A 17,195-nucleotide genomic window follows, 5' to 3' on the forward strand; every position below is an offset into this window, starting at 1 on the left:
GGGGAAAGTTAAATAGTGAAGGGTCTGAACAAAAGTGAATTATATCGAGCCTGCTGGTAAATCATTCAGGAAAACAATCTTGGCTTTATTTCTTGGTAGCTTTGTAACGTTTGCGGATCTGTATAGTACCCAACCGGTCATTCCGGTTTTCGCAAAGCAATTCGGAGTCTCTCCTGCAATGGCAAGTCTTACATTATCATTCGCAACAGGAACGCTTGCCATCTGTTTATTGATTGTTTCCTTTTTCTCAGAAAATATCGATAGGAAAAAAATAATGGGGACGGCCCTCACTCTGTCTGCATTGTTATCCATATGCGTCAGCTTCATCCAGGATGACCTATACATCCTTATCGCAATACGGGCGATTCAAGGAGCGGTGCTTGCAGGTTTCCCGGCAATTGCGATGGCCTATATCAATGAAGAATTTCATCCGAAAAGCCTGGGCTATGTGATGGGGATCTATGTGAGTGGTTCGAGTATCGGCGGATTGGCTGGACGGCTGATTGTCGGGGTGCTGACCGACCATTTCTCATGGAACATAGCGATTGGAAGCCTTGGGACTTTAAGTTTGATCATCAGTCTGGCTTTTTGGTGGATGCTTCCGCCTTCGCAGCATGCCATCCGCGTAGGGGCCACATTTTCGAGAATCAGAACCTCCCTTATTAATAACTTAAGGAATGGCAGACTAGTACTCTTGTTCACCATGGCCTTCCTATTAATGGGCTCGTTCGTCACTGTCTATAACTTTGTGGGCATACCTTTAATGGGACCGCCATATCATTTATCACAAACATTGATTGGCTTCATTTTCATTATCTATCTTGTGGGGACATTCAGTTCCACATGGATGGGGAAGCTTGCCGATCAATATGGCAGGAGGCATGTACTTCTTATCGGAATCGCAATCATGCTGATGGGCGCCCTTTTAACCTTATTGGATCCGCTTTTGCTTAAAATAATGGGGCTTGCACTGTTTACATTCGGTTTTTTTGGAGCTCATTCAATTGCGAGCAGCTGGGTCGGAAGGTTGGCTGATAAGAGCGAAAAGGCACAAGCGTCCGCTTTATATCTCCTGTTTTACTATGCGGGATCAAGTGTAGTGGGGGCATCAGGCGGTTTATTCCTGATGAAGTTCGGCTGGGGAGGGGTCATTTCGGCTGTATCCATTCTGATCATCCTGGCGGCCATTTGTGCAATGATGGCTGGAAAAGTGAAAACCGTTTAAATAAAGTGATCTTTTCTATCATGTTTTTCCGGAATCCTGAATATAATATAGTGAAAATGGATATTGAATAATAGATTGATAAGAGAAGAGGGTAATAGATAGAGTGAAACGAAAAGCAGTAATTCTCATTGGGTTGATAGCCGTTTTAATTATATTATTCGTTGTATACTTAACAAGTCCGGGCAGATTGGAAAAGGTGGAGATTGTTGAAAAATACTATCCTCATTTCTCCGATGGCAAGGCAATCGGTTTTAAGACGAACGAAGTCATTGATGTGTCGGAAACCGAAGGGGGATCCAATTGCGCAATGAAATTCAACAATGGGAAAACGTTGGAAATTGATTGTGACCGTTATTTAAAATACAAAATTGATGAAACAGTCTATATTACTACTGAAGGAAACCATGTGAAGGAAATCCGGAGAAAAAGGTAGAGGCTATCAATATTTAATGAAGGAGGAGCTGGGGTTGCATAATAAAGCAACTCAGCTCTTTTTTTTATCCGCTCAAAAACCCAGACCGTATTGGACTGGGCTTTTTCATTTTTTATCTTTGGTTTTACTTTTATCTTTTTTATTACGCCGAAGTACATCCAAGATTCTGCGGCTGTTATTTTTACTGTTTATGAGTTCGACTAAATCGCTCATGTTTTCAGATTCAAAGTCTTGTTGATCTTTTTTCATGGTAATCCCTCCAAGTCATATATCATGATACCCTTATCTAGAAGAGGGTAAACATCTATTATCATACTGGTAATAGAAGGATTTTATATCCTTAACCATTCATTATTGATAAAATGTGATAAAAGCCCTGTATGGGAGGTCCATATGGAAGAATTAAGAATGATCGGTGAAAAAATTGAAAAATTCAAATATATCTTAGTGGAGCATATCGAGTTGTTTGAAGAAGAGGAACCGCTTTATGATTTTGAAACGAGTAAAGAGGTGCGTTCAAAGCTTATTCAAATACATGCAGATGCCTTGATCCATGGAAAAGCACAAGCGATGGAAAGTATGAAAATAACGGGTATGGAAATAGGAAAGCGCATCGTGGACATGGGCATTCCTTTAGATAAGAATATTGAGGAAGCTCAGCTGATACGCAGTCTTTTCTGGAGTTTCATTGAAGAAGAGGTAAGCAATCGCTATTACTCCATTGAAATTCTGCTAAAGGCAAGCTCGATAATAGATGCAATCCTGGACCAATTCATACACTGTGTGAGTATCAGTTACGTGAATCATTATAAAGAAATGGCGAAAATGGCAAACAATTCTTTGCGGAAGATAAAAGAAAACCAAGAAGTCATGGAAGAACTGTCCACCCCGATCGTTCAGACCGTATTAAAGGATGTGCTGCTCTTGCCATTGATCGGACGCATTGACGATTGGAGAATGGAGTCGATGCAATCGACTGTTCTGCAAAAATGTGCAGATTTGCATGCGGAAGTATTGATCATGGATTTCTCCGGAATTACCTTTACGAAGGAAAACAATATGCTCTCCCTGCTGGATCGATTAGTGGGGGCACTGGCATTGATGGGGACGGAAACGATTTTTGCCGGCTTTCCCCCTGATGTCGTGAAAGAGATCGTCACACTTGATTTTGCAAATCGGGTAGAAGCCTTTCTATCGTTCAGGCAGGCTATGGAACATCTGTTTAAACAAAGGGGACTGGCTGTTCAGCCATTATGATGGAGGTATCCTTTTTCAGGGTATCTTTTTTCTATGTCATTCCTGCGTCTCTCATATTTTATCGCCCATCGCCATTTCTCCGTGTTATAGTGAAATGACGTGGGCGGACATGTTGATTTTCATTTGAAATAAATAGGACATGTAAAGCGTGTAAGGAAGGTGGATGAAGCGTGTTTTTCAAGAAAAGTGAAGAACCTGATCATAACGAAAAATGGTATTGTGTAGGGATCATGACGGATAAAGGGTTGGAAGATGAAGAATATGATGTTTTGTCCAAACACATCCTCGACTCGGTCCAAAATGTCTCGGTCATATCGGACTTGGTAAGGGTGGAATGGGATCGGGATAAATTGCGGGCCTTGAACGAACGTTTTCAGGACCCATCCTTTTCCGATCCATGTTTTATCATTAATGAATTCATACCAGAGGATATAAAAAGGGAAAGAAAACTTCTGGAGAAAACTTATAAATGGAAGAGGCTCTTTGGTCTCCTCTCCCCGATTGAATACATGGAAGCCGAGACGAAGGCGGCCCATGACTTTGATAAAGCTCTCTTTTATACAGACGATGCAGATAAAGTGATTGAATACATTCTTGCAAATAGCTAGCATCAAATGCAAAAACGCCGATACATTGTATCGGTGTTTTTGCATTTGATTCAATGTTTATCGGAGCGATTTCGATAGGAATTCGGCCTTGCTCGGAATAAACCGTCCTTGTGCGAGTAAAGTCCGACCTTGTACCTTTCCTAACTTTCGGAAATAAAAAGAGAGAATGTAAGGAAGTTGGTAGGAAAGAGGGGGTTAAACGCGGAATATCTAAAATAGAAAGAGAGTTTTAAGGGGAGAGGAAGATGAAGCGATGGAAGTTGCCATACCTCAGCAAAAGCCAAAACGGAAGTGGAGAAAGCGTGCGCTATGGAGTTTTGGTATCCTGATCATTCTTTTGCTGTCAGTCCTGATTGCTGCAAATGTATTTCTTTCAAGGTCCTTGCCGGAAACAAAGGGGGAAATATCGCTTCCAGGTCTTTTGAAACCGGTTACGGTGGTGAGGGATTCAAGTGGGGTCCCGCATATTAACGCAGCGAATGAACATGATTTGTATTTAGCCCAAGGGTATATCCAAGCACAGGACCGCTTATTTCAAATGGATTTAAGCAGGCGTCAGGCGTCAGGAAGATTGAGTGAAGTGATTGGTGAGAAAACTGTCAAAAATGATAAGTATTTCCGCACACTTGGGTTGAGGCGGGCGGCTGAAGCCTCTTATGCAGCATATTCAAGTGACGGGAAGGAAGCCTTGGATGTGTTTGCCGAGGGGGTGAACCTTTATATCGATGAATTGAAGGAGAATGGGAAATGGCCGGCGGAGTTCACCCTTCTTGGATACGAACCAGAGCCTTGGACACCCGTCGATTCGCTGACCATCGGTAAATATATGGCCTTTGATTTAGGCGGGAACTGGGAGGATCAGGCGTTTAGGCAGTATTTGCTGCAAACGTTCCCGAAGGAAAAAGCATATGATTTATTTCCTAATTATCCAAAGAGCGCTCCCTATATCATCAGCAAGGAAGAACTGGATATTGAAAAAAGTTTTGCCGGGGCCGTTATTCCCTATGAATTCAACGGCAGCAATAATTGGGTCGTTTCAGGCAAGAAAACGGATTCCGGTCAGCCGCTATTGGCGGATGATCCCCATCTGGGCTTGGCTACACCATCCGTTTGGTATCAAATGCATTTGGAGGCCCCTGCAGTCAATGTGAGCGGTGTTATTTTTGCCGGGATTCCGGGAATCATACTAGGCCATAACGAAAAGGTCGCTTGGGGTGTGACCAATACCGGCCCGGATGTTCAGGATCTGTATATCGAGAGGAGAAACCCGGAAAACGAGAAGGAATTCTCCTACAAAGGGAAGTGGGAAAAAGCCGATATCTTGGACGAACCCATCAAAGTGAAGGATGGTAAAACACTTGATTATCAAGTGACGGTTACCCGCCATGGACCTGTGGTCTCCGAGTTTGCCGGGAAAAGCGGAAAAGTTACCGTGCTTGCATTAAGGTGGACGGCACTTGATCCATCCGCCGAGCTTGAAGCGGTACTGAATATGAATAAAGCGGGAAGCTGGAAAGAATTCGAAAAGGCCCTCTTGAAATTCGAAACGCCGGCACAGAATTTCGTCTTTGCCTCAGCCGATGGGACCATTGCCTATAAGGCGAATGGGAAAATCCCAATCCGGAAAAAAGGCGATAGTATGCTGCCTGTACCTGGCTGGACGGATGAATTTGAGTGGAAAGGCTTCATTCCGTTTGATGAACTTCCAAAAACGGTGAATCCGGAAGAGGGATTCATTTCCACAGCGAATAATAAAGTCATCTCGGATGACTACCCTTACCACATCAGCAATAACTGGGCACAGCCGTACCGTCAGATGAGGATACAGGAGTTTTTAAAAGCCAATAAAAAGCTTACTGCCGAGGATATGCAAAGCCTTCAGATGGATAAGGTGAATTTGCAAGCCAAGGAGTTTGTTCCTCAATTCGTGGATGTATTGAAAGGTCCATGGGGGAAACAGGAAGACCAGGCACTGACGATTCTGAAGAAATGGAATCATATTGATTCCGTTGATGAAGCGGCACCGATGATTTTTAATGTTTGGATGAAAAAAATAGGGGATGTTCTGCTTACGGAAGAAATACCGGAGGAAACCCTCAACCTCTTTAATGGAAGGCGTTCGGCTGTTGATGAACTACTAAGGCGGGCACTGGACGGTGAGCCGGGCCCTTGGATTGAAGAGGCAGGCGGACTTGAGCAGGTGCTTGCCAAGTCGTTACAAATGACGTTAACCGAGCTTGAAGAATCACAAGGTGACGATATAGCCGATTGGGAATGGGGAGACTATCATCAGGTCAGGTTTAACCACCCGCTATCGAGTGTCTTCCCGTTAAATTATTTATTTAACAGCGACGGCGGAATACCGGTAGGCGGTAGCAGTGTTACCGTACAGGCAGCGGCATTCTTAGATGATGGAACCGTTAATCACGGCGGCTCTTGGAGATTCGTCATCGACCTATCCGACATGAATCAAGGATATCACCTCGTTGGCCCGGGTCAATCAGGTAACGTTAAAAGTGAGTGGTACCACGATCAGCTTGATGATTGGGCAGAAGGTACTTATCACAAAACCACATTGGACGATCCAAAAGGGGATAAGCTGACATTGAAACCATCATATTGATATCTGAAAAAAATACCAAGCCCAGCATCCTTGCTCTGGACTTGGTACTTTTTCATTGTTTTTGCTTAGTAAAGAATTCTGCAAGGAACTCCTCAAAATTAGGGGCCTCGATTGCTGCGATTTTTTCATATGATTCAATGATCTTGAGTTTAATTTCTTGCTCCAGATCATTCCGGTCTTGATAGTTCGTGTTTTTTAACGATTTTTTTATTTTAGGATTCAAAGAGTCTATGAGATCCAACAATTCTTCTTTTGACAGTTTTTTATCCACAATGGCTTTTCTCCTTTCTAACATATACCTCATCCATATAGTGCTTTCGAAGTTTTTTTAGAGCTTGTTTACGGATGCTTGAGATATTCTGCGGCGACTCATGGAAATAGGCAGCAATTTCCTTGTTCGATAGGCCGTAGGAAAAGATCATGGTCAATACCAGGCTTTGTTTGGCTGTTAACGTCTTCAAGGCTTTGATTATCTCTTCATCACTTATGTGTGAAGCGAGTTCGTTCGTTTCCCCCATCTTTTCAAGTTGAACGTCCAACGTGCCGATTCGATCGATCAAACCGCCAGTATCCATTGGTGTTGCATCAAGTACCATTCGATAGCGTTCCCGTTGCTTCCGTGCCCTTTTATCAAAATCAACAGAGAAAAAGTAAATTAAAGAGCACATGTATTTGTATACTTTAGCCCGGTAATAGAAAATTCTGAAAGTCTCGTTGAGAAGATCAATGTTGTGTGAAGAAGGGGAATCAAGAGTTTCAGTGAAAATCTTTAAATGCTCTGGATTTTGTAAAAATAAATGAATGATCGGCTGTGCAAAGAAAGATGAGTACTGTTGCTGCAGAAACTCCAAGGAATGAGAAAAAAAATGAGAAGTAAAGTGGTTCATCGTTATCCCTCCTTTTATTAATAAAGTGATAGACAAGGGGAATAAATCAATTATATAGGAACATCTGTTCTTTTTTCCATGAATCAATAGTGCTAGATTGATTTTTTTAAACAAGTTTCACTTTAGATATCAGATACAAGAAAAGGGGTGAAGAGGATGATGATTGAGGATGCTACTATGTGGGTTTCATTAGTTAGCGAATTTGGCTATCCATTCGTCGTTTCTATGTTTTTGCTCTTCCGCTTCGGTAAAAAATTAAAAGAACTGACAACGGACGTAGAGAACTTAAAAAAGTCCGCTCATAAAACGAGAAATCGATAACCTCAGGACGTAATGTGCCAGGTGATAAACACCGAATTTCGGATTCTATTCTAAAAAGGGTCCGGAATTCGGGTATAAAGAAATGGGTACTCTGAAAAATCAAGACTTAAGTAAACCCCTCCTTTAAAGTCAAGTGAGATAATGTAAACCATTATTTGGAATATAGCACAAAATAGGTAAAAAATAATCGTCATTTGGAATCATTTTACTACTATAATTCATCCGACAATGGAATTAGATAGGAAATCCTCCCCTCGTACGATTTTTGTTTTATGGATTAAAGTGAAAATACTTTTAAAAAAACAACATTCATCAATAAACTTATGAATAGTATGCGGCATCCAAGTAAAAGGGTGCTGCTTTTCTTATTTTTTGGTAATAAACTGATAATATGGAAAAGGGGTGGAGAATTTGAAGGATGAACAGCTAGAAGATATTCGAATCCTGCAGCAAGAATGTGAACGGGAAGGTTTTACTTTAAAGCTGAACTGGGAAACGCTTCGCAGTCGGAATGGTGTGCAAAAGAATGACTTTTTTCACTATGATGGATTGAAGCTGGTTGGGTTTATTGGTCTTTACGATTTTGGAAACAAAGCGGAGATGTGCGGGATGGTCCATCCTGATTATCGGAGGAAAGGCATTTTTACAAAGCTTCTGGAAGAGGCTATAGGGAGTGCAGTGGAGCGCAACTATAAGTTGATTCTCTTGAACTCACCTGCTCAATCCCATTCAGGGACAGGCTTCTTGAAACAGCTCCCATGTGAGTTTACTTTTTCTGAGTTTCAAATGAAGTGGTCCGAAATGGAGCTTGACGATTATGGTGATGCAGTCGTTCGCCCTTCACGGAGGGATGATGAGGAAACGGAAATTAAGCTGGATATTCAATGTTTCCAATTTACGAAACAAGAGGCGAAGGATTATTATCAGCGCATCCTATATGAGGATACTCTGAAAACCATGATGATTGAAAAGGATGGACGAGCGGTCGGTAAGATCCGTGTTGATCACTCAGACCGGGAAGCATGGATTTATGGATTTTCGATTTTGCCAAAGTACCAGGGTAAAGGACTTGGCAGAAAAGCGTTGAAAAAGGTCGTAGCCGAGCAATACCAGCTGGGAAATGATATTTTTCTTGAGGTCGAGGCGACTAATGAGCATGCATTAAGACTCTATGAATCTTGTGGATTCAAAACCATTCAAAGACAGGATTATTATCAATACAAAGGGAAGACAAAGAGTTAGGGGCTGGGATGATGTTGACATTATTCATTCATAACTGGCAGGTGCGAAGTGAGTGGTTCGTATGGTGCCGGGCCTTACCGAGTGAGGAACTGAAACGGCAGCGCACAGGAGGGATGGGCAATATATTGAGGACACTTGCCCACATTATCGATGTCGAATGCAGCTGGATAAAGGCCATACAAGGAAAGCCTGATGTAGCGATCGATTTGGACGCTTATGATACGATCGAAAAGGTGGAAGATCTGTCCATCAGTTATCATTCTGAGGTCATGGACTATTTGAATTCCCATTCCATTGAAGATGAGCAAGGAATGATACAGCCATCTTGGATGGAGGGGACATACGAAAAAGGCATGATACTGCGCCATATTATAGCTCACGAAATTCACCATATAGGCCAGCTGTCCATCTGGTCGAGGGAAATGGGCCTCGAACCGGTATCTGCCAGTTTAATAAATCGGGCTTTATAGGCATTAAACTTTAAAACTGGTAATGCAACTTGCATTACCAGTTTTTTATTTTGAAAGGATTCCGAGGTTTTTTTCAAAATGTTTCATTGAAGTATAGAGTCTAAGAAACTTATCTTTGTGACTAGCTGGGTTTATTAATAGGGAACTTTCTCCCTAAGGATTCAATGTGATTCGATCATAACTATATACATGATTGAAGGTATAACGAGCTATGGGCTCTGAATGGGAATGGTTATAAAGTATGATTTATTCAAAATTCGTAATATTACGGTAAATTTTGACGCTTATTCGACAAAATCATGATATATTATTCTAGCATTTTACAAAAATAGAAGGGTTGTGAAGTATGTCGTTCAAGATGCATGTTAATAAGATGCTCGCCCCGATTCTTGCTGTGAGTTTGGTTGCAGCCCCATTTACCGTACCGGGGGAGACATCCGCCAAAGAGTCTAATAAGAAACCGGTCACGACGGAACCATTTATCATTACAGCTCCTATTGTTAATTACACAAAAGGCACAAAGGCGACTGTAACGGTCACACCGAAAAAAGGGAACAAAGGAAATGAAACCGTTGTCTTCCAATTGATGAATGGGACGAAGGTCATTTCACAGTCAGTCATTGAGGCGGATATTAAATCGGCCCAAAAGTTCTCCGCGTACTTCAATTCGTACAAATCGGGTTATTGGGTCAAAGTATCGGTTGTCTCCAAGTATAACGGCAATACTAGTAACTTCGGCAACAGCCTGGCAGCCTCCGTATCGAATGCACCATTTGAACTAAGGATCATGGAAACGACGGATATACACACTAATCTGGTGAGCTATGATTATTATAAGGATGCCGTATCGGACTCCGTCGGCTTTTCGCGCACGGCTTCTTTAATCAAACAGGCACGAAAAGAAGTGAAAAATAGCGTTTTAGTGGATAACGGCGACCTTATTCAAGGGACCCCGCTAGGTACGTACAAAGCGAAAATAGCGCCACTGAAAAAAGGTGAAGTCCATCCCGTCTATAAGGCGATGAACTTACTTGACTATGATGTGGCCACATTCGGCAATCATGAATTCAATTATGGTTTATCTTATTTGGACGAGGCCATCAACGATGCGAACTTCCCTTACGTCAATGCCAATGTTTATAAAAAAGATAAAGACAATAATCCAAAGAATGATAAAAATAAATATACTCCATATAAAATCGTCACGAAGAAAGTGAAGGACATCAATGGAAAAGAAAAATCAGTGAAAATAGGCTACATAGGATTCGCCCCTCCGCAAATCATGGATTGGGATAAAGCGAATCTTGACGGTAAGGTCATTACAAAGGAAATCGTCACGACAGCGAATAAATATGTACCTGAAATGAAGAAAAAGGGCGCGGATGTCATCGTGGCGCTTACACATTCAGGGTTTAATGGCGACACCAAAAATACCGAGGATGTCATCTATTCATTAAGCAAGGTATCCGGCATCGATGCCATCACGTTCTCCCATACGCACAAGGTCTTTCCGGCACAAGATGAGGCTTCTTTAGACAGCCTATTCAAAGATGCCCAAGGAAAAATCCTTAAAGGTGTGGATAATAAAAAGGGTACCATCAATGGTGTACCAGCCGTTCAAGCAGGATATGGCGGCAGTAATCTCGGGATCATCGATCTTGATATCCAAAATATCAAGGGAAAATGGAAAGTCGTCAATTCCGAATCATCGACACGGGCAATCAACGACAAAATAACAGGAAAAAAGGCAGCTGAAGATGCGTCTGTCGTCAAAGCCGTGAAGAAGGATCACGAAGGAACGATCAAGTATGTTAACACGCCAATTGGAACGACTACAGCTCCAATTCATAGCTATTTCTCCCTTGTGCAAGACGATCCTTCCGTACAGGTCGTGACGAGCGCACAGAAATGGTATGTAGAGAAATACATCCAAAGCAACCGCCCAGAATACAAAGACCTGCCCATTCTCTCTGTAGGGGCCCCTTTCAAAGCGGGCCGCAATGGAGTCGAGGAATTCACCGAAATCAAGGAAGGCGGACTGACCATTCGCAGCGCCGGTGATTTATATTTATACGATAATACCTTGAAGGCAATCAAGGTCAAAGGGTCCGTGGTTAAAGAGTGGCTTGAGATGTCTGCAGGGAAATATAATACAATCGATCCTGCCAAGTCTGAGGAACAGGAGCTGCTTAATGGGAAATTTGCCGTTTATAATTTTGATGTGATTGACGGCGTCACGTACCAAATCGATGTCACCAAGGCTCCGCGCTATGATGAAAAAGGGATCAAAGTGTCGGATTCCAGCAGGATAGCAGATTTGAAATATAATGGTGAACCAGTGGATCCGAATCAAGACTTCATCGTCGTGACGAATAATTATCGTGCTTCGGGCGGGGGGAACTTCCCGGGAGTCAAGGGCAGCGAATATGTAGTTGACTCTGCGGATGAACATCGCCAGATCTTGATGGATTACATCACACAAGAGGGTGAGATCAATCCAACCGCTGATAATAACTGGTCGATCGCCCCGATTTCAGGCAAGGTGAACGTTACCTTCACCTCATCACCAAAAGGTGCGGAATATTTAAAAGAAGACAGCGCGATTTCCTATACAGGCAAAAAGGATGATAAAGGCTTTGGCATTTACAAATTCAATTTGGGGAAAGAAAACGTCAAGGTGCAGCTGCTCGGGATCAATGATCTTCACGGCCAGCTTGATACCACCTCCGATTTTGGCGGTATCAAACAAGGCCGTGCTGATTATTTAGCTGCGCACTTGAAGCAGCGTAAAGCTGAAAACCCTGAAAATACACTATTATTATCGGCAGGGGATGCAGTTGGGGCAAGTGCTCCCGTTTCTTCTTTGATCCAGGACAAACCGACGCTTCAGTTTTTGAATAATATGAAATTCGATGTCGGAACTGTCGGGAACCATGAATTCGACAAAGGGGTAGAAACCCTGATGGCTCAAATCAATGGCGGAAAGTCACCAACATCCGATGTAGTATTCGATAAATTGAACTTTCCATATGTAGTAGCCAATGTCGTATATAAAGACACGAAAAAACCAATTTTGGATCCTTACGTCATAAAAAAGGTCGGCGGGGTTGATATTGGGTTCATCGGTGTAGTCACGAATGCCACTCCTCAAAAAGTAAGTCCGGATGGCATTAAGAATGTTGAATTCATAGAACAGGCACCTGCCGTGAATAAGGCGGTTAAAGAGTTGAAAGATAAAGGCGTCAAATCGATTGTGGTCATCTCACATGACCCAGGCACGGAAAAGGAAGGGGTCATCACAGGTGAAGTGGCTGATCTTGCTAATGCCGTGGATGATGAAGTAGATGTGATCTTGGCCGGAGATAATCATGCTAGGGTCAACAATTATGTGGATAATAAATTGATTGTACAGGCTTACTCTTATGGAACGGCTTTTGAAGATGTGGATTTGGAAATCGATCCAAGCACAAAGGATATTGTCAAAAAGTCAGCTGAAATTGTTACGGTTACACAAGATGGTATCACACCGGATGCCGGGACGACTAAATTCATTAATGACTATTTAGACATGTTCCCCGAGTTGAAAGCCCCGCTTGGGACAACGGATGAGAAAATTTTAAGAACCAATGCCTATACACAGGAAACGGGACTTGGGAATTTAATCGCCGATTCGATGAAGGCAGATTTGAATTCTGATTTTGCCTTCATGAACCCAGGTGGAATTCGTGCAGATATTCCAAAGGGGGAAGTCACTTTTTCCGATTTGGCGAAAATCCAGCCGTTCGGAAACGTATTGGTTAAGCTGGAACTGACTGGAGCCGAAGTGAAAACGCTGCTTCAACAGCAATGGGTCGTCGAAGGTGCTCCGAAAACTTTGCAAATTTCTGGACTGAGCTATACAGCCGACTTCAGTAAACCTGTCACGGAACGTGTCACCTTATTGAAGAAGGCGGACGGAACGCCGATCAAGGATACCGAAACATACACGGTTGCCGTCAATGATTTCATGGCTAGCGGCGGTGATAACTATACCGTCCTGAAAGGAAAAGAGCGTGTGTTTGGACATGCTGACCTGGAAGCATTCGTTAACTATGTGAAAGAAACCTTTAAAGGCGGGAAGATCACGGCAGAAATCGAAGGCAGAATTACGAATATCAATAATTAATGGCTCTTTTCGTAAAGATTATTGTTTTTAAAAACTAAACGATTTAAGGTTGATTGGAGCGCAAGTAGCGAGACTCCTGCGGGAGCAGCGGGACAGGTGAGACCCCACAGGCGTTTACGCCAAGGAGGCTCACCGCCCGCCCCGCGGAAAGCGAGCATCTGGAGGGGAAATCAACCACACCGCTTTACTTGGTAAATAGCAACAAAGTATGCGAAAACAGCCTAATTAATAGAGGTTTACTCGTGAAACTCTAAAAGTGAGCGCCCCTTAATAGAAGGGGCGCCTCTTTATGTGATTAATTGTTTCTGAAAATGGAAAAGTTCAATCCCAATGCGAAGGTGACCCATGCTATATAGGGAATCATCGCTAAACCGGATGCACGGTCTATTCTATAAAACTCGAATGCCGTTAAAGTAATCAGGGTCAGAAGTGCAGCCATTTCAATAAAGGCCGTTCCGCGCAATCCCCATTTGAAGAATAAAAAAGACCATAAGAAATTTAACCCTAGTTGAGTATCATAGAGGCGTTCAGCGGACTTCGATTCTTTTTCTTTGGATGAAATGCGATATTTCGCTATTCCCATAATCGTATAAAGGCTTGTCCAAGCAACGGGGAAAGTCCAGGAAGGAGGAGCAAATGCAGGCTTCTTGAGTTTATCATAAATTTCTTTTGAATTTCTTGTGGCGAGTATACCCACGAGTGAACCTCCGACCACAGGTACCAATAAACTTTTAGCAAATTTTCCGTAGTTCATCATGAATCCACTTCTTTCTTCATAATTTGGATGTTCTTATACCTTTACCTATTCATATGAAAATAAAACATGTTCTTTAATGACAAAGTGTAACTTTCTTCCAAATTATACGTCGGTACTATTAAGAAAAGGGGGGATACCGATGAACCGTAAAACAATGATGCTTATGTTCTGTTTGTTACTTTTTCTTGCTGGATGCAGCAGTAATGAAAAAGATGATTCGGCATCTAAGGCACAGGATGAAACGGCGGACAGTAAAATGGACGCTTCAATTTCCGGGAATAAGGTGCAGGAAGAAGCAGCGGAAAAGGAAGGGATGACGGATGAAAGAAAGGTCATCCATCAAGCACAGCTTGAGCTGAAGGTGAAGAACCTTGAAAAAGCACAAATGAAGATTGAGAATAAGGTGGCTGAATATGGCGGATATGTGGTCGAGTCCAATGTATACAGGGAAGATGAAGAACTGGTGGAAGGAACGATCACTGTACGGGTCCCTGAAGCCCATTTTCAGGATTTTCTGACCGATAGCGAGGGCGAGGCTTCAGAAGTGGTCGGAAGGAATGTGACAGGACAGGATGTAACGGAGCAATATGTAGATCTAAAAGCAAGATTGAAATCAAAGAGGGCAGTAGAGGAAAGATTACTTGCATTCATGAAGGATGCTGAGAAGACGGAAGATTTACTGAAAATATCATCAGACCTTGCCGTGGTGCAAGAAGAAATAGAGCAGCTGACCGGGCAAATGAAGTATCTTGAAAACCAAACCTCATATTCGACGGTTACCATCACGTTATCGCAGGACCGGATAGTTGTGCCAGGCATTGATAATAAGGAATGGAATACATGGGAGAGAACGAAGAAACAACTTGCAACAAGTGCGAATCTATTACTTAAAGCGGGTTCAGGAATCATTGTTTTCATAATAGGAAACTTGCCTATCCTCATTATTTTAGGCGGAGCTGGTGCGGTGGTCCATTGGGCAATCAAAAGAAGGGGAAAAAGATGAAAGGCAGAAATAGAGGGTGCCAATTAGATTGGGCACCCTCTGACATTTATTTATTCCGTTTATGCAAGCCGGTCGCATAATACAGGGCCACTAACAGTAAGATCCAAATCGGACCGACGATTAGAGCGATTCTTGTATCTGCTGAAAAACCGAGAACGACCATTACGAATACTAAAAAGGCTAAAGTGAAATAAGAAGTGAATGGGAAAAGCGGCATTCTGTAAGACAAGCCTTGCTTTTCTCCCTGACTCATTTTCCGTCTGGACATGATCTGTGTGATAAGTATGGTTCCCCATGTCCAGAGGGCGCCGAATGTAGCGACACTTGTGACGTATGTGAAAACTTTATCGGCTTCCATGTAGTTAAGGTAAACACCGAAAAGAAGCACGGCAGCCGAAACGATGATGGCAACGCCAGGAACGCCTGACTTTGTAGTACGTTCGAAACTTTTTGGTGATTCTCCTTGCTGCGCCAGGTTGAATAACATTCTTCCTGTACTGAAGATCCCGCTGTTACAAGATGAAAGGGCTGCTGTCAGTACGACAAACTGAATGATTCCTGCTGCGCCTGGTATACCGATTTTATCAAACATCATAACGAATGGGCTGTTTTCTCCATTCATTTCATCCCATGGAGTGATTGATAAAATGACTGTCAGAGCTAAAACGTAAAAAAGTAAAATCCGATAAAAAACGGTATCGATGGCTCTTTTTAAAGATTTTTCAGGATTTTTGACTTCACCTGCGGTTACTCCAAGCATTTCAATTCCCAAATAGGCGAACATGACCATTTGGAAAGAGAGGATGACACCGGAAATACCATTAGGGAAAAACCCTCCATGTTCAACAAGGTTGCCGAAACCGACTGCGATTCCGCCGTTCCCCAGTCCGAAGAAGATCATTCCGAAGCCAAGGACGATCATAAGGATGATCGTAATGATTTTCACTAAGGCGAACCAAAACTCCAATTCACCATATGCTTTTACAGCAAGAAAGTTAATCGTCGTCATGATGGCAAGAGCGGCTAACGCCCAAGCCCATTGCGGTGTATCAGGGAACCAAAATTGCATATAAATTCCGACTGCGGTAATTTCAGCCATACAGGTGGCAATCCAAACGAACCAGTAATTCCATCCGGTTATATATCCGGCAAGAGGACCGACAAATTCGCTAGCATAGCGACTGAAAGAGCCTGCGACAGGATTTTTAATCGCCATTTCCCCTAGTGCACGCATGATAAGATAAATCATAAGCCCGCCAATGGCGTAGGAAATGATGATGGCTGGGCCGGCTAATTTTATCGCAGATGCCGAGCCGAGAAATAAACCGACTCCAATGGCTGCGCCAAGAGACATTAATGCGATATGTCTTTCTTCCAAACCTCTATGTAGTTGAGATTCTTTGGAGTTTTGCATAATTTTCCCCTTTTCTATGTTGGAGTTTATTTTCTCTATCTAGCATTTTATCACTAGTAGAGGTGAATACATATAATTTATTGATTTTTCACATAATATTACAACTAAATAATATATTTTAATAGGAAGAATGTAAAGTAAAAAATGAAAACGCTTACTAAAAGGTGATCCAAACAATTTTAAGCGTATTTATAATCTTTCAAAACTATTAGAATGCTATTCAAACAAAATATAATTATGTGATTTTTCTAAAAATTTAGACTTTATCAAGTGGAAAAGCTGGCCCAAAATAAAGAACAGCATGTCCGTTCCACCAAAGCCAGATGGCGGAAGCTCAGTCAGGATGATCTACAAAGGTAGCGATTATGCTGATACCGATTTTAAATACCTCATTTCGGTTACGCCCGAAGGCATCTACAGGACTCTGTTCATACCACTCCGGTAAGAAGCCATTCCATGAATCGATTGATACGGATTTCCAGAGAAGTCGATCTTATATGTGAAGTTATGGGGGATATTGTCAAAAAATGAGAGAAAACGGCCAGTGAGGCTTAGCGGAATTCAGGGGAATAGCCCGGGAAATATCGAAGGCTGTTATGGAAATGAAAATGATACGAAAAACCGTCACAAATTCAATTTACAGTTTCAGTATGTAGTTCTTAAAAAAACCGTAGACAAACTCGGTGAAGTCGAGTTGAACTGCCCCGTAAATGTTAGACACCAACTAACATTTATGGGGTGTTTTTTATGGCCAATTTTTCTGCCGAACAGAAAATATTCATTACACGAC

16 protein-coding genes are annotated in these 17,195 nt (G+C 42.4%); 11 read left to right on the forward strand and 5 right to left on the reverse strand.

Features of this window, described 5'->3' with window-relative positions; genetic code table 11:
- The first annotated feature begins 34 nt into the window (after positions 1–34).
- Positions 35–1,225, forward strand: coding sequence for an MFS transporter (locus ACFRAK_RS02300; RefSeq protein WP_387603898.1), 1,191 nt, complete (start codon positions 35–37; stop codon positions 1,223–1,225).
- A 103-nt stretch (positions 1,226–1,328) separates the two neighbouring features.
- Positions 1,329–1,658, forward strand: a complete 330-nt coding sequence (locus tag ACFRAK_RS02305; RefSeq protein ID WP_387603895.1) for a hypothetical protein — start codon at positions 1,329–1,331, stop codon at positions 1,656–1,658.
- A gap of 105 nt (positions 1,659–1,763) precedes the next feature.
- Here the strand turns inward: ACFRAK_RS02305 and ACFRAK_RS02310 are convergent, their stop codons facing one another.
- Entirely contained in the window at positions 1,764–1,907 is a 144-nt protein-coding gene (locus tag ACFRAK_RS02310) for a hypothetical protein (RefSeq protein ID WP_179086062.1), read from the reverse strand.
- A 144-nt stretch (positions 1,908–2,051) separates the two neighbouring features.
- Between ACFRAK_RS02310 and ACFRAK_RS02315 the strand changes: the two genes are divergently transcribed.
- The 3 genes from ACFRAK_RS02315 (at position 2,052) to ACFRAK_RS02325 (ending at position 6,146) form a co-directional block, all read left to right on the forward strand.
- On the forward strand, positions 2,052–2,915 hold the full coding sequence (locus tag ACFRAK_RS02315) for an STAS domain-containing protein (protein WP_394571224.1): 864 nt from the start codon (positions 2,052–2,054) through the stop codon (positions 2,913–2,915).
- Positions 2,916–3,085: 170 nt separating this feature from the next.
- Positions 3,086–3,523: a hypothetical protein gene (locus ACFRAK_RS02320; RefSeq protein ID WP_260285660.1), complete on the forward strand. Its 438-nt coding sequence runs from the start codon at positions 3,086–3,088 to the stop codon at positions 3,521–3,523.
- Between the two features lie 253 nt (positions 3,524–3,776).
- Positions 3,777–6,146, forward strand: a complete 2,370-nt coding sequence (locus ACFRAK_RS02325; RefSeq protein ID WP_394571225.1) for a penicillin acylase family protein — start codon at positions 3,777–3,779, stop codon at positions 6,144–6,146.
- 52 nt (positions 6,147–6,198) lie between these two features.
- Here ACFRAK_RS02325 and ACFRAK_RS02330 read toward each other — a convergent pair whose 3' ends face one another.
- Together ACFRAK_RS02330 and ACFRAK_RS02335 are read right to left on the reverse strand one after the other, a co-directional pair.
- Entirely contained in the window at positions 6,199–6,417 is a 219-nt protein-coding gene (locus ACFRAK_RS02330; protein WP_081395591.1) for a hypothetical protein, read from the reverse strand.
- The gene (locus ACFRAK_RS02335; RefSeq protein WP_387603885.1) at positions 6,410–7,033 is read right to left on the reverse strand and encodes a sigma-70 family RNA polymerase sigma factor; all 624 of its coding nucleotides are present in this window, start codon (positions 7,031–7,033) and stop codon (positions 6,410–6,412) included. The genes ACFRAK_RS02330 and ACFRAK_RS02335 overlap by 8 nt, the downstream gene beginning before the upstream one ends.
- A 156-nt stretch (positions 7,034–7,189) precedes the next feature.
- Between ACFRAK_RS02335 and ACFRAK_RS02340 the strand changes: the two genes are divergently transcribed.
- The 4 genes from ACFRAK_RS02340 (at position 7,190) to ACFRAK_RS02355 (ending at position 13,231) form a co-directional block, all read left to right on the forward strand.
- Positions 7,190–7,354, forward strand: coding sequence for a YvrJ family protein (locus ACFRAK_RS02340; RefSeq protein ID WP_387603882.1), 165 nt, complete (start codon positions 7,190–7,192; stop codon positions 7,352–7,354).
- A gap of 411 nt (positions 7,355–7,765) precedes the next feature.
- Positions 7,766–8,596 carry a GNAT family N-acetyltransferase gene (locus ACFRAK_RS02345; protein WP_394571226.1) on the forward strand — a complete coding sequence of 277 codons (831 nt, stop codon included), beginning with the start codon at positions 7,766–7,768 and terminating at the stop codon, positions 8,594–8,596.
- An 11-nt stretch (positions 8,597–8,607) separates the two neighbouring features.
- Positions 8,608–9,066, forward strand: coding sequence for a DinB family protein (locus tag ACFRAK_RS02350; RefSeq protein WP_387604153.1), 459 nt, complete (start codon positions 8,608–8,610; stop codon positions 9,064–9,066).
- Between the two features lie 346 nt (positions 9,067–9,412).
- Positions 9,413–13,231, forward strand: coding sequence for a bifunctional 2',3'-cyclic-nucleotide 2'-phosphodiesterase/3'-nucleotidase (locus tag ACFRAK_RS02355; protein ID WP_394571227.1), 3,819 nt, complete (start codon positions 9,413–9,415; stop codon positions 13,229–13,231).
- Positions 13,232–13,526: 295 nt separating this feature from the next.
- Here the strand turns inward: ACFRAK_RS02355 and ACFRAK_RS02360 are convergent, their stop codons facing one another.
- Positions 13,527–13,988, reverse strand: a complete 462-nt coding sequence (locus ACFRAK_RS02360; protein WP_394571228.1) for a TspO/MBR family protein — start codon at positions 13,986–13,988, stop codon at positions 13,527–13,529.
- A 139-nt stretch (positions 13,989–14,127) separates the two neighbouring features.
- On the opposite strand from ACFRAK_RS02360, the gene ACFRAK_RS02365 reads away from it, so the two are divergent.
- Positions 14,128–14,991, forward strand: a complete 864-nt coding sequence (locus ACFRAK_RS02365; RefSeq protein ID WP_387707820.1) for a DUF4349 domain-containing protein — start codon at positions 14,128–14,130, stop codon at positions 14,989–14,991.
- 46 nt (positions 14,992–15,037) lie between these two features.
- Here ACFRAK_RS02365 and ACFRAK_RS02370 read toward each other — a convergent pair whose 3' ends face one another.
- On the reverse strand, positions 15,038–16,405 hold the full coding sequence (locus tag ACFRAK_RS02370) for an amino acid permease (protein ID WP_387603867.1): 1,368 nt from the start codon (positions 16,403–16,405) through the stop codon (positions 15,038–15,040).
- Positions 16,406–16,922: 517 nt separating this feature from the next.
- Here ACFRAK_RS02370 and ACFRAK_RS02375 point away from each other — a divergent pair.
- Positions 16,923–17,195 (forward strand): hypothetical protein (locus tag ACFRAK_RS02375; protein ID WP_394571229.1); only part of this gene is annotated, 273 nt, incomplete at its 3' end.

This window comes from Peribacillus sp. NPDC056705 (assembly GCF_043656335.1).

Excerpts from the sequence above, each read along its gene's own strand:
- ACFRAK_RS02310 (WP_179086062.1), bottom strand. The coding sequence starts at position 1,907 with ATGAAAAAAGATCAACAAGACTTTGAATCTGAAAACATGAGCGATTTA.
- ACFRAK_RS02315 (WP_394571224.1), top strand. The coding sequence starts at position 2,052 with ATGGAAGAATTAAGAATGATCGGTGAAAAAATTGAAAAATTCAAATAT.
- ACFRAK_RS02325 (WP_394571225.1), top strand. The coding sequence starts at position 3,777 with ATGGAAGTTGCCATACCTCAGCAAAAGCCAAAACGGAAGTGGAGAAAG.
- ACFRAK_RS02335 (WP_387603885.1), bottom strand. The coding sequence starts at position 7,033 with ATGAACCACTTTACTTCTCATTTTTTTTCTCATTCCTTGGAGTTTCTG.
- ACFRAK_RS02340 (WP_387603882.1), top strand. The coding sequence starts at position 7,190 with ATGATGATTGAGGATGCTACTATGTGGGTTTCATTAGTTAGCGAATTT.
- ACFRAK_RS02350 (WP_387604153.1), top strand. The coding sequence starts at position 8,608 with ATGTTGACATTATTCATTCATAACTGGCAGGTGCGAAGTGAGTGGTTC.
- ACFRAK_RS02355 (WP_394571227.1), top strand. The coding sequence starts at position 9,413 with ATGTCGTTCAAGATGCATGTTAATAAGATGCTCGCCCCGATTCTTGCT.
- ACFRAK_RS02360 (WP_394571228.1), bottom strand. The coding sequence starts at position 13,988 with ATGATGAACTACGGAAAATTTGCTAAAAGTTTATTGGTACCTGTGGTC.
- ACFRAK_RS02365 (WP_387707820.1), top strand. The coding sequence starts at position 14,128 with ATGAACCGTAAAACAATGATGCTTATGTTCTGTTTGTTACTTTTTCTT.
- ACFRAK_RS02370 (WP_387603867.1), bottom strand. The coding sequence starts at position 16,405 with ATGCAAAACTCCAAAGAATCTCAACTACATAGAGGTTTGGAAGAAAGA.